Below are 11,974 nucleotides of genomic sequence, written 5' to 3'. Positions count from 1 at the left end.
CTAGCCCATGAGTGATGTGCCGGGCGCTACAGGAGGCGGCGCAGGGGGTCAGCCGCTGATCGCGGGCCGCTACCGGCTGCTCGACCGCCTCGGCGAAGGCGGCATGGGCACGGTGTGGCGGGCACGCGACGAAGTGCTGCACCGCGAGGTCGCCGTCAAGGAGGTCCGCGCGCCGGCCGGGCTGCCCGCGCGGGACGTCGAGCGGATGTACGCGCGCCTGGAGCGCGAGGCCTGGGCCGCGGCCCGGATCTCGCACCGCGGCGTGGTCACCGTGTACGACGTCGCCACACAGGACCACCGGCCCTGGATCGTGATGGAGCTCGTCCGCGGCCTGTCGCTGGCCGAAGTCCTGGACGCCGAGGGCCCGATGCCGCCGCAGCGCGCCGCGCACATCGGCGCCGAGATCCTCGGCGCGCTGCGGGCCGCGCACGAGGCGGGAGTGCTGCACCGCGATGTGAAGCCCGGCAATGTGCTGCTCTCCAACGACGGCCGGGTCGTCCTCACGGACTTCGGTATCGCCATGGTCGAGGGCAGTTCCGCGCTCACCATCACCGGCGAGGTGATCGGCTCCCCCGAATTCCTCGCCCCCGAGCGGGCGTTGGGGCGCACACCCGGACCCGAGTCGGACCTCTGGTCCCTCGGGGTGCTCCTGTACGCGGCCGTCGAGGGGTATTCGCCGTTCCGCCAGGACACCCCGCTGTCCACGCTGCGCGCCGTGGTCGACGAGGAGCTGCCGCCGCCGCGGCGGGCCGGTGCGCTGACCCCGGTCATCCAGGGACTGCTGCGCAAGGAACCGGCCGAGCGGCTCTCCGCCGCCGACGCGGAACGCGATCTGCGGATCGTGGGCGCGGGCGGCCAGCCCACCAGGGGGTCCCAGATCCCGTACCTGCCGACGGTCGCGTCGCCCACCCCTCCACCACCGCTGCGCGAGCCCACCACTCCTGTCTCCTCCGTACCGCTGAGTTCGTCACCGGCCACCACCGCGGGATTCGGCCCCACCACCGCCACCCCGTCCGGTGACCGACCGCGACGGGCCGCCGCCGTTCTGGTCGCCGGGGTCGTCGCATTGCTCCTCGCGCTCGGCGGACTCACGTATGCCCTGGTCAACCGGGACGACAACGGGGGTTCGAGCGGCGGCACCGAGGGCGGAAGCAGCTCGCAGGGCAGCAACGGAGGCTCCACCGACAACGCCGGCAGCGGCGGCCCGACCACCGAGGACAGCACCGGCGACGACTCCGGCGGCGGCGACGGAGGCGATGGCGGAGGTGACGGAGGAGGCGACGGAGGAAACGGCGGCACGACGACCACCCCGCCCCCGGACCACTCCGTGACGGTGACCCTGGAGCGCACGAACGACGACTACACCGGCACCTGTCCGCCGCCCGACGACGCCTACCCCCATTTCACCGCGACGTTCACCGTCGGCAGCGTGCCCGTGACCGTCGAGTACCGGTGGGTGGCCGAGCCCGGCGGTACCACCGACGCCGGCTGGAAGAGCCTGGAGTTCTCCGGCGACAAGACACAGCAGATCAACCACGTCGAAGTGAGCCACCCCGCGGCGGGTGCCTACGAAGGCACGCTCAAGGTCGAGGTGCGCAAGCCCGTGACCACGGAGTCGGACACCGTGTCGTACACGATCACCTGCGAGGACGTGCCCCCGGCCGATGGGGGCGGGGGCACGTACACACCGAACGCCGAACAGGCGGGTGTTATGCGACGGCGCTGAACGTGGGGAGATAGCCGCCCGACTGGCCGGAAGCCGTCGGGTGGTAGGACTCGCCGATGTTGGTCCACTTGACGCTGTGCAGCCAGGGGCTGCCGGAGCAGATCTCGTGGCCCGTGAAGGCGGGCACCACACTGGCCCAGGTGAAGCCGGCGTTGGCGACGCGCTTTTCCGTGGCGGCGTTGAGATGGTCGGCGGCGGAGTTGATGGCGGCCCGCTCGTTCTCGGTGAGACCGGCGAGACAGGAGCCGCCCAGCTTGTAGAAGCGGGGGTAGCCGAGCACCACGACGTGGGCGCCGGGTGCGCGGGAGCGGATCGCGCTGTACGTGGCGTCGAGCCGGCCCGGCAGGGTCGTGTCGACGTAGGCCTTGGCCTGGTTGATGCGGTTGATGCAGGAGCTCTCCGACTGCAGGACGCAGGTGGTCATCACATCGGCGAAGCCCGCGTCGTTGCCGCCGATCGAGAGCGACACGAGGGTGGTCGTCGAACTCAGGTGACCCAATTGGGAGTTGCGGACATTGTCCGTGGTGGCGCCCGAGCAGGCGTCGAAGGCGAAGGATGCCGGGGCGTTGGCGTTCGCCCACAGCTGCGGATAGGCACGGGTGCTGCGCTTGCAGTTGCCGCTCGCACTGTCGTAACTGCCGGCCCCGACACCCGAGGAGTAGGAGTCGCCGAGGGCCACATAGTGCTCTCCGGCCGCCTGCGCTGCGGCCGCGGAACCCGCCCCGGTGAGGGCGAGGCCGAGAGCGAGGAGGAGTGACGCGACATAGGCCGTGATACGGGCTGGTCTCATGGAACCTCCCTTAGCAGGATCTCTGCCACATCTGTCGTACCAGCCCCCATACGTCACCGGGAGTGTGCATGCCATGAATATTCCGCGCAGACAGGTTCACACACAGTCAGATCACAGAGTGCTGAGGCGTCTTGACGGGCCGCCAGGAGCCGGTCCAGAGTGAAGCCCGGCATCCGGCGCGTCGGGGGGCAAAGTCGCCAATGCAGACGATCAGGAACGACAGCGACAACTCATCGGCGGACGGCAGAGCGGCCCAGGAGCGCCCGCGTTCGGGCGACTTGGCCCTGCTGTTCGCGGGCGCGGCCACCGCTTTGGTGGCGGTCGGCGCGATTCTCGCCTTCGGCGATCTGGACTCTCCGTTACGCGGACCGCTCACGCTCGCCCTGCTGCTCGGCGCTCCATCCGGAGCCATCGCCATCGCTTTGAACGGGCTGCAACCGTGGGGCCGTGTTGTGGCGTCTCTTATGGGTGGAGCAGCACTCAACCTCCTTGTGGCGCAGGCGATGCTGGCCATGCACATGTGGTCGGTCCGCGGCGGAATGATCGCGGTGTGCGGATTGTCCCTGGCGATCTGGGCACTCGCACTGCTCACACGGAGACATCCCGTACATCTGCGGCGCACGACGAAGAGCTCCGAGAAGTAGGGCCGACATGGACATCAGCGTGTACCGCCCCGGCGAACTGACCGGCGCCGACCGGGCGGCCTGGACGGCGATGCAGTCCAAGGCGCATCTGCACGGCCTGCCCGGCCTGGGCAACCCGTTCCTGTCGCCCGAGTTCGCGCTCGCCGTGGGCCGTTCGCGGCGCGGGGTGCGCATCGCGGTGGCCCGCGAGGGAGGCGAGCCCGTCGCCTTCTTCCCGTACGAGCGGACGGCCGCCGGCGTGGGCCGAGCCGTGGGGCTCGGCCTCTCCGACTGCCAGGGCGTGGTGCATGCGCCCGGGTTCACCTGGGAGGCCCAGGAGTTCCTGAAGGCGTGCTCGCTCTCCGTCTGGGAGTACGACCATCTGGTGCAGGGGCAGCCCGCGTTCGAGGCGACCCGCACCGGGAGCTTCGCCTCCCCCGTGGTGGACATCGACCAGGGGTACGAGACCTATCTGGCCGAACTCCGCGTGCGTTCACCGAAGTTCACCGGCCGCACCCTCGCCAAGGACCGCAAGCTGGGGCGCGACCACCCGACCGTGCGCTATGTGCACGACGAGCGCGATCCCGCCGCACTGCGCACACTCAAGACCTGGAAGTCGGCCCAGTACCGCAGGACCGGCCGCAGCGACCGATTCGCCAAACCATGGATCAACGATCTCGTGGAGCGGCTCTTCCACACCCGCTCCGACACCTTCGCCGCCCAGCTCTCGGTGCTCTACGCCGCGGACCGGCCGGTGGCCGCACACTTCGGACTGCGGTCCGAGCGGGTGCTCGCCTGCTGGTTCCCCGCGTACGACCCGGATTTCGCGAAGTACTCACCAGGACTTCTGCTGCATTTACGGATGGCCGAGGCCGCGGCCGCGGAAGGCATCGCGTATCTCGACCTCGGCCGCGGACAGAAGGAATACAAGGACTCCCTCAAGACACGGGAACTCACCGTGTCCGAGGGCTGGGTGACACGTCGTCACCCGGTGGCGTACGGACACCGGGCGCGCCGCGCCCCCGTGCGTGCGCTGCGGAACACCGTGCACAGCAGGCCGGAATGGTTTGCCTCGGCCGACAAATTGCTCAAAACAGCCGGACGACTGAGATCACAGCTCGCACAGGGGCGAAGCAGAAAACTCCGGCAATAGAGGAAAAATGCGGGACCATGTTCCAGGTCTTGCCATATAGTTATAAACATCAATACCGTCTTACATCCACCCGCACCGGAACATCACGCACTACGGCACCAGGGGAGGGCCAGGGGCCGCGATGCATTCCGGTACGGGGCGCGGTAGGGGGGTGCCGTGCTCGGTCTACGCAACAATGCCGAATCACGCGCCGCGCGGCAGTACAGCCAGCTCATCCGGTGTGCCGGGAGTTCATGCCGTCATGCCTTCGGATGAGAACCCCCCTTTCGAACCGGAAACTCATCCGGACTGCCCGGGGGCGGGCGGTCCACCGGACGAGAGGGACCTGACTCATGAGTTCTTTCCTGCGCCCGGCGGTACCGGGTAAAGATCCATTAATCGCGCCGTCCGAGAACGGCCACTCGACAAGGGCCGGACGCATACCCGACCAGTACCGTCCGGTCTCCACTCATCTCGCGATAGCTCCGCCGGTGAGTGTCGTGATTCCCGCCATGAACGAGGCGGAGAATCTCCCGTACGTCTTCGAGACCCTGCCCGACTGGATCCATGAAGTGGTTCTGGTCGACGGGAATTCCACGGACGACACCGTCGCCGTGGCCAAGAAGCTCTGGCCGGACGTCAAGGTCGTCACGCAGCAGGGCAAGGGCAAGGGGGATGCCCTGATCACCGGCTTCGCGGCCTGCACCGGCGACATCATCGTGATGGTCGACGCGGACGGCTCGGCCGACGGCCACGAGATCCTCTCGTATGTCTCCGCGCTCGTCTCCGGCGCCGACTTCGCCAAGGGCTCCCGCTTCGCCAACGGCGGCGGCACCGACGACATGACGCCGATCCGCAAGCTCGGCAACTGGGCGCTGTGCGCGGTGGTCAACCGCAAGTTCGGCGCCCGCTACACCGACCTCTGCTACGGCTACAACGCCTTCTGGCGCTACTGCCTGGACAAGATCGACCTCGACTGCACCGGCTTCGAGGTGGAGACCCTGATGAACATCCGGGTCGTCAAGGCGGGCCTGAGGGTCCAGGAGATCCCCAGCCATGAGTACGTGCGGATCCACGGCGCGAGCAATCTGCGGGCCGTCCGCGACGGATTCAGGGTGCTCAAGGTGATACTCAAGGAGCGCGCCGACCGCCAACAGCGGCGCAGGCGCGCCCAGTTCGTCGGCCTCAACGAGGTGCGCGGACACGGCGGTGACCGCTCCGAGAAGGGCGAACGGCCTTGAGCGAACCACGCATCTCCGTGGTGATCTGCGTGTACACCGAGGACCGCTGGGAGGACATCCTCGCAGCGGTCGCCTCGGTGCGCGCGCAGTCACGGCCGGCCCTCGAGACGCTGCTCGTGGTGGATCACAACGAGGCGCTCCTGGACCGGCTCACCAAGGAGTACAAGGACGACCGCAGCACGGTGCGGGTGCTCGCCAACGCGGGCCCCCGCGGCCTGTCCGCGGGCCGCAACACCGGCATCGCCGCATCGCACGGCGAGGTGATCGCCTTCCTCGACGACGACGCGGTGGCCGAGCGCGACTGGCTGCTCCACTTCGCCGAGGCGTACGACGATCCGGACGTGATGGCGGTCGGCGGGCGCACCATGCCCATCTGGGCTTCGGGGCGCAGGCCCGACTGGTTTCCGGCCGAGTTCGACTGGGTCGTGGGCTGTACGTACAAGGGCCTGCCCGAAGGCCTGGTGCGGGTGCGCAACGTCCTGGGCGGCAATGCCTCGTTCCGGCGCGAGGCCTTCTCGGTCGCGGGCGGTTTCGCGACCGGCATCGGCCGTGACGGCGACAAGCGGCCGCTGGGCTGCGAGGAGACGGAGCTGTGCATCCGGCTCACGCGGGCGATGCCGTCGGCCGTGCTGCTCATCGACGACCGCGCGGTGATCCACCACCGGGTGCCCGCGGCGCGCGAACGGTTCGGCTACTTCCGTACGCGTACGTACGCGGAGGGCTTGTCGAAAGCCCTCGTGGCGCGAAGTGTGGGCAGTGACAAAGGACTTGAGTCCGAGCGCCGCTACACCACCCGCGTCCTGCCGGCGGGCGTGGCCCGCGGGCTGCGGGACGCGGTGCTCGGCCGGCGCGGGGGCGCGGGCCGCGCCGGGGCCATCGTGACCGGAGTGGTCACGGCCGCCGGTGGGTACGTACTCGGGAGCGTTCGGGCCCGCAGGGGAGGCGGGTCCTTCCGCGTTGCCGAGATCTCCATGCCGGCGCAGCACGCCGCGGACGGTGAGGAGGCGGCATGAGACGCGGGAGCGCGGAGGGTCAGGGGGCCGCGGGATGAGCAGCCAGGCTGTGCCGATACTGATGTACCACGCGGTCGCGCACGCACCCGCGCCCGCGACCCGGGATCTGTCCGTGGCACCGGAGGCGTTCGCCGAGCAGATGGACATCCTGGCGGCGGGCGGCTTCACGCCCCTCACCACGGCGCGCCTGGCCGCCGCCTGGCGCGACGGCACACCCCTGCCGCCCAGGCCCGTGCTCATCACCTTCGACGACGGCTACGAAGGCGTGCACTCCCATGCGCTGCCGGCGCTCGCCCGGCATGACTTCGCGGCCACGGTGTTCGTCACGACCGGCTGGCTGCGCGGCGCGTACGACACCGGGGGCGCGCTCGACACCATGCTGGACTGGTCCCAGGTCAGGGCTCTCGCGCAGGCGGGCCTCGAGATCGGCGGGCACAGCCACACCCACCCCCAGCTGGACCAACTCGCCGAGGACGCGCTGTGGTTCGAGCTGCTGCGCTGCCGCGAGATCGTCGGCGACGAGCTCGGCAGCAGGCCGGAGTCCTTCGCGTATCCCTACGGCTACTCGGACGCGGCGGTACGCCGGCTCGTCCGCGCATCCGGCTACGGGCAGGCACTCGCGGTCGGCAACCACCTGGCGCGCCGCCCGCAGGGCCCGTACGCACTGCAGCGGCTCACCGTGCGCCGCACCACCACGGCCGAGGAGTTCGCGCGCTCCGTGGAGGGCCGGGGTGTGGCCCGAACCTTCGCGAAGGACCGTGCGTTGACCAAGGGGTACGCCCTCGTCCGAAGAACCCGCAAGCTCCGCCGAAAGGCCGGCCTCACCCGTGTCTGACACGTCCACCGCCCAGGCAGCCTCCGAGGTGAACGAGACTCCCGCGCGGCAGCAGCAGCCCGACGGGCGCAGACTCAGGCTGCCCTCGGGCGGCGGCAGCCCGCTGTTCCGCAACGCGTATGCGCTGATGCTGAACACCGGGATCTCCGCCGTGCTCGGCCTGGGCTTCTGGCTGGCCGCCGCCCGGTACTACTCGGATGCGGCGGTCGGCCAGGGCTCGGCGGCGATCGCGGCGATGAAGCTGATCGCCGGTCTCGCGGCGCTCACGCTCACCGGCGCGATGGCCCGGTTCATCCCGGTCGCGGGACGCACGACCGGCAAGCTCATCCTGCGGACGTACGCGGGCAGTTCACTCGCGGTGGCCTGCGCGGCCGGGATCTTCCTGCTCACGCTCGACCTGTGGGGACCCTCGTACGCGTTCCTCGACGGGCCCTGGCCCGGCATCGGCTTCGTCCTCTCCGTGGTCGCGTGGTCGCTGCTCACGCTGCAGGACGGGGTGCTCACGGGGCTGCGCAACGCGCTGTGGGTGCCGGTGGGCAACACCGTGTTCTCCGTGGTCAAGCTGGGGCTCCTGATCGCGTTCGCGGCGGCGATCCCGACGGCCGGCGTGTTCGTCTCGTGGGTCGCGGCGATCGCGGTGTCGGTGCTCCCGCTCGGCTGGCTGGTGTTCCGGCGGCTCGTGCCCCGGCATGTGCAGGCCACCAAGGACACCGTGCAGCCGCCGTCGCTGCGCGAGATGGGCCGCTTCCTGGCCGGCGACTACACCGGCTCGCTGTTCTCGCTGGCTGTCGTGTACCTGATCCCCGTGATCGTGGCCGCTCAGGTCGGCTCCGCGGACAACGCGTACTTCTACATCGCCACGACCATAGGCGGCACGGTCAATCTGCTCGCCATCAACATGGGCGCCTCGCTGACCGTCGAGGGCGCGCACGATCCGGGCCGGCTGGCCGCCAACTGCCGTGCCGCGCTGAAGCGGATGGCGCGGATCATGCTGCCGGTCTGCGCGATCATGTTCTTCGGCGCGCCCTACATCCTCGCGGTCTTCGGCAGCGGCTACGCGGACGCGGCCACGCCCTTGCTGCGCTGGTTCGCGGTCGGTGCGCTGCTCCGCGTGATCATCGAGACCTACTTCGCGGTGCTCCGCGCCCAGAGCCGCACCTCTCCGCTCGCCTATCTGCAGGGCGCGCTCTGCGTTCTGGTGCTCGGCCTCACGCTGGTGCTGCTGCCCCGGATGGGGCTCACCGGCGCCGGTGTCGCGGAGGTCTGCAGCCTCGCGGTGATCGCCTCGATCGCCGCGTACAAGCTGTTCGGGGTCGTGCGGGGCGCGGGTGCCCCGGTGGCGCGCACACCCCAGCCGGTGGCCACCGACGGCGATCTGTCCGACCTGGGCCGGCCGGCCGGCGAGACCACGATGGTCCTCGGCCCGCTGGTGCGCCGCCCGACCTGGGCGCTGCGTGCGGCCCTCGACTCGGAGACGCTGCAGCTCGGACTCCCTCTGGACTTCGACCACTTGGAGCGCCGCCCGGACGTACGGCCGGGCCCGGGTACGCCCGCCGGCGGTCTGCCGATCGTCGTACCCGAAGCCGCGCGCGCTCCGCACCAGCGCACGCGGCCGACGCCCGCCGGTCCGGGAGCCGGGCCGTCGTGGGCGGTGAAGGGCGCGGCCGGTGACGGGGGCGGCGCGCGGAAACCGCCGGCCGGGGCGGATCGGACGGAGGGCGAGGACATGGCCGAGGACGCGGTGGTGGACGCTCCGGTCGCACGGGAAGGGGACGCGGTCTCCGTACAGGACGAGGACGCCGGTTCCGCGCGGGACAAGGACACGCTCTCCGTGCGGGACAAGGACACCCTCTCCGTACGCGCTCATGCCGCTGATTCCGTACGGGCTGAAGTCAGCGATTCCGTACGGGATGAGGGCGCCGATTCCGTGCGGGCTGATGTCGCTGATTCCGTACGGGACGAAGAGAGCGACTCCGTACGGGATGAGGCCGTCCGTTCCGTTCGGGATGAGGCCGTCCGTTCCGTTCAGGATGAAGACACCGTCCGGGAGGAGGAAGCCGGGAGCGAGGAACAGCCCGCAGAGGACGTGTCCTCGCGGGACGAGCCCTCTGACGAGCGGCCCACCGATGAAGCCGCCGACGGACCCGCGGACGAACCCGCCGACGAACCCGCCGACGAACCCGCCGACGAACCCGCCGACGGGGCGCGCGTACCCCGTGCCGCGGCGGACGAGGACCCCGGCGACGAGCCGCGCGACGGTGCCTCCGCTCCCCCGCCGGACTCCGGCGAGGACCACCGCCCCACGTGGGCGCTGCGGCTGCCCGCGGCGCTTCCGCCGGCCCGTTCCGAGGCCTCCACGGCCGCCGCGTCATCCGCCTCGGCCGCCTCCGCCGCCGCATCCGAGCCCTCCCGGGAGGCGAGCGCGGAACCGGGCGCCGAGCGGACGCCCGTGGCACGGGAGCAGCGGTCCAAGTTCCCTTCGGTGGTGGCGAGTTCCTCGGCGCCCCGGGCTCTGGCGCAGACGCCGCCGGCCCGTGTGCCCGCACCGCCCGCACCGCCCGAGCCGACCGAGCCACCGCGTGGCGCCGCGGCCACGCCGCCCCGCCTCTCCCGTTCGTACGGTCTCGGGCTGCTCCTGATCCTCGCGCTCGGCCTGTACTGGGTGCCGGTGCTCGGCATGGACGACGCGGATCTCGACGCGATGAACGGGCTCGGGCTGATCTCCGTGCTCCCGCCCGCGACCCTGCTCGGTGCGGCGCTGCTCGTCGTCACGTTCGCCTCGCTCCTGTGGCACGAGCGGCCCCACAAGCTGCTCCTGACACTCGCGTTGCTGGGGACACTCGTCTCCCTGCACGCCCTGCCCGCGGTGATCGAGGCGGAGCCCCGGTTCGCGACGGCGTGGCAGCACCTGGGCTTCATGGAGTACATCGACCGCACCGGCTCCGCCGTCCCCGACCTGGACGCACGCTGGAGCTGGCCGGGCTTCTTCGCGGCGGCCACGTTCATCGCCGAGGCCTGCGGCGTGAGCGATATGCGGGAGGTCATCCGCTGGTGGCCGCTCGCCATCCAACTCGCCTATCTCGCCCCGATGTTCCTGCTCATCCGCTCGATGCGGGCGAGCTGGCGGGCCAAGTGGGCGGGTGTGTGGATCTTCGTCCTGAGCGGCTGGGTGGGCCAGGACTACTTCTCGCCGCAGGGCTTCACATATCTGCTCTACATCGCCTTCGTGGCGATCCTCCTTGTGTGGTTCCGTGCGCCGCGCGTGCTGTGGGCCAAGCGGCGCCCGGGCGAGGCGGAGGTCCTTCAGACCACGCGGGGGCAGCGGGCCACGCTGGTCCTCGTCCTGATAGCGCTGTTCGCGGCGACGGTGCCCGCGCACCAGCTCACGCCGTTCGTGATGCTCGGGGTGATCGCCGCGCTCGTCGTGTTCGGCCGCTCCGAGCTGCGCGGGCTGCCGATCCTCTTCGGCATCCTCGTCGTGGTCTGGGTCGGCTTCCTCGCCGAGCCCTACTGGTCGGGGCACTTCGAGGAGCTGTTCGGCGGGGTCGGCGGCGTCGGCGGCAATGTGACCTCCTCCATCTCCGGGCGCATCGAGGGCGGCAGTTCGATCCACCAGCTGGTCCTGTACTCGCGGGTGGGTCTGGCCGGCCTCGTCCTGGCGCTCGCCGTCTGGGGCTGGTGGCGCCGGCGCGGCTACCAGTACGCGGAACGCTCGCTGCTCATCCTGACCTTCGTCCCGTTCCTCGGGTTCGGCATGCAGTCGTACGGCGGCGAGATGGCGCTGCGCGTGTTCATGTTCGCGCTGCCGGGTGCGGCGCTGCTCGCCGGTCTCGCCCTGTTCCCGCGTACCGGGATCACCGCACAGGAGCGCGACCGCGACCGGGTCTCGCTCGCACCGCTCGCGGCCCTGATGGCCGGTCTGGTCCTGATCGGCGGCTTCCTGATCGCCCGCTGGGGCAACGAGCCCTTCGAGCGGGTCAGGCCCGGCGAGGTCGCGGCGATGGAGTACGTCTACGACCACTCGGATCCGACGGTACGGCTGCTCTGGCTGACCGACGACGAGGTCAACAACGTGACGCCCGCGGCTCCTTGGGGCAAGCAGGACATGGAGAAGGTCGAGTACCGGCCCACGCTCGCGCCGCCCGACCCGGTCCTCGTGGGCTCCCTGGTCAAGGCGCTCAGGGACGCCGGGCCCAACTCGTATCTGATGGTGAACCGCGGCCAGACCACCACGCTCAACCTGGACGGCGGCTATCCCCGCAACTGGGACCGGCGCCTGATGAACAACCTCGACGACCGGCCGGAGCTGAAGCGTGCGTACAGCAACGAGGACGCCACGCTGTACACGCTGCGCAAGCAGCCGGACGACGAGGTCAGGAAGGCCGATCCCGGGCCGATCGGGCCCCAGGTGACCTGGACCCCGTGGTCGGTGGTGGGTGCGCTCGCGGCGATCGCCCTGATCGCGCTGCTCGCCACCCGCGAGGTGGTCCGGGTGGCATCGCCGCCGAGCGTGCGGCAGTTGCAGTGGCTCCAGTCCACGTACTGGTTCTCGCTGCCGCTGCTCGCGGTGCTGCTGGCCTCACTGGTGCAGCGGTTCCTGACGCTGGCGTAACG

General features: G+C 70.6%; 8 protein-coding genes. 7 read left to right on the top strand and 1 reads right to left on the bottom strand.

Translation table 11 applies throughout. The features are described from left to right. Positions 1-7: 7 nt before the first annotated feature. Positions 8-1,726, top strand: a complete 1,719-nt coding sequence (locus tag H9Y04_RS22710; RefSeq protein ID WP_187815828.1) for a serine/threonine-protein kinase — start codon at positions 8-10, stop codon at positions 1,724-1,726. Here H9Y04_RS22710 and H9Y04_RS22705 read toward each other — a convergent pair. Then, complete coding sequence (locus H9Y04_RS22705; RefSeq protein ID WP_187815827.1) at positions 1,710-2,516, bottom strand: SGNH/GDSL hydrolase family protein; 807 nt, start codon at positions 2,514-2,516, stop codon at positions 1,710-1,712. The two genes, H9Y04_RS22710 and H9Y04_RS22705, sit on opposite strands and share 17 nt — an antisense overlap. 200 nt (positions 2,517-2,716) lie before the next feature. Between H9Y04_RS22705 and H9Y04_RS22700 the strand changes: the two genes are divergently transcribed. The 6 genes from H9Y04_RS22700 (at position 2,717) to H9Y04_RS22675 (ending at position 11,972) form a co-directional block, all read left to right on the top strand. Then, positions 2,717-3,160 (top strand): hypothetical protein, encoded by a 444-nt coding sequence (locus H9Y04_RS22700; protein WP_187815826.1) that lies wholly within the window; start codon positions 2,717-2,719, stop codon positions 3,158-3,160. A 7-nt stretch (positions 3,161-3,167) separates the two neighbouring features. After that, the gene (locus H9Y04_RS22695) at positions 3,168-4,292 is read left to right on the top strand and encodes a GNAT family N-acetyltransferase (RefSeq protein ID WP_187815825.1); all 1,125 of its coding nucleotides are present in this window, start codon (positions 3,168-3,170) and stop codon (positions 4,290-4,292) included. A 332-nt stretch (positions 4,293-4,624) separates the two neighbouring features. Continuing rightward, positions 4,625-5,512: a glycosyltransferase family 2 protein gene (locus H9Y04_RS22690; RefSeq protein ID WP_236071251.1), complete on the top strand. Its 888-nt coding sequence runs from the start codon at positions 4,625-4,627 to the stop codon at positions 5,510-5,512. Then, the gene (locus H9Y04_RS22685) at positions 5,509-6,525 is read left to right on the top strand and encodes a glycosyltransferase family 2 protein (protein ID WP_187815824.1); all 1,017 of its coding nucleotides are present in this window, start codon (positions 5,509-5,511) and stop codon (positions 6,523-6,525) included. Before H9Y04_RS22690 ends, H9Y04_RS22685 begins: the two co-directional genes overlap by 4 nt. 34 nt (positions 6,526-6,559) lie before the next feature. Beyond that, positions 6,560-7,360, top strand: coding sequence for a polysaccharide deacetylase family protein (locus H9Y04_RS22680; RefSeq protein WP_187815823.1), 801 nt, complete (start codon positions 6,560-6,562; stop codon positions 7,358-7,360). Further along, entirely contained in the window at positions 7,353-11,972 is a 4,620-nt protein-coding gene (locus tag H9Y04_RS22675; RefSeq protein ID WP_187815822.1) for a lipopolysaccharide biosynthesis protein, read from the top strand. The genes H9Y04_RS22680 and H9Y04_RS22675 overlap by 8 nt, the downstream gene beginning before the upstream one ends. Positions 11,973-11,974: the final 2 nt, after the last annotated feature.

The sequence above is a fragment of the Streptomyces polyasparticus genome, assembly GCF_014493765.1.
Taxonomy (GTDB): Bacteria; Actinomycetota; Actinomycetes; order Streptomycetales; family Streptomycetaceae; genus Streptomyces; species Streptomyces polyasparticus.
This window is presented reverse-complemented; position numbering and strand designations above follow the sequence as displayed.

Coding starts and splice junctions, on each gene's coding strand:
- H9Y04_RS22710 (WP_187815828.1), top strand. CDS start 8: ATGAGTGATGTGCCGGGCGCTACAGGAGGCGGCGCAGGGGGTCAGCCG.
- H9Y04_RS22705 (WP_187815827.1), bottom strand. CDS start 2,516: ATGAGACCAGCCCGTATCACGGCCTATGTCGCGTCACTCCTCCTCGCT.
- H9Y04_RS22700 (WP_187815826.1), top strand. CDS start 2,717: ATGCAGACGATCAGGAACGACAGCGACAACTCATCGGCGGACGGCAGA.
- H9Y04_RS22695 (WP_187815825.1), top strand. CDS start 3,168: ATGGACATCAGCGTGTACCGCCCCGGCGAACTGACCGGCGCCGACCGG.
- H9Y04_RS22690 (WP_236071251.1), top strand. CDS start 4,625: ATGAGTTCTTTCCTGCGCCCGGCGGTACCGGGTAAAGATCCATTAATC.
- H9Y04_RS22680 (WP_187815823.1), top strand. CDS start 6,560: ATGAGCAGCCAGGCTGTGCCGATACTGATGTACCACGCGGTCGCGCAC.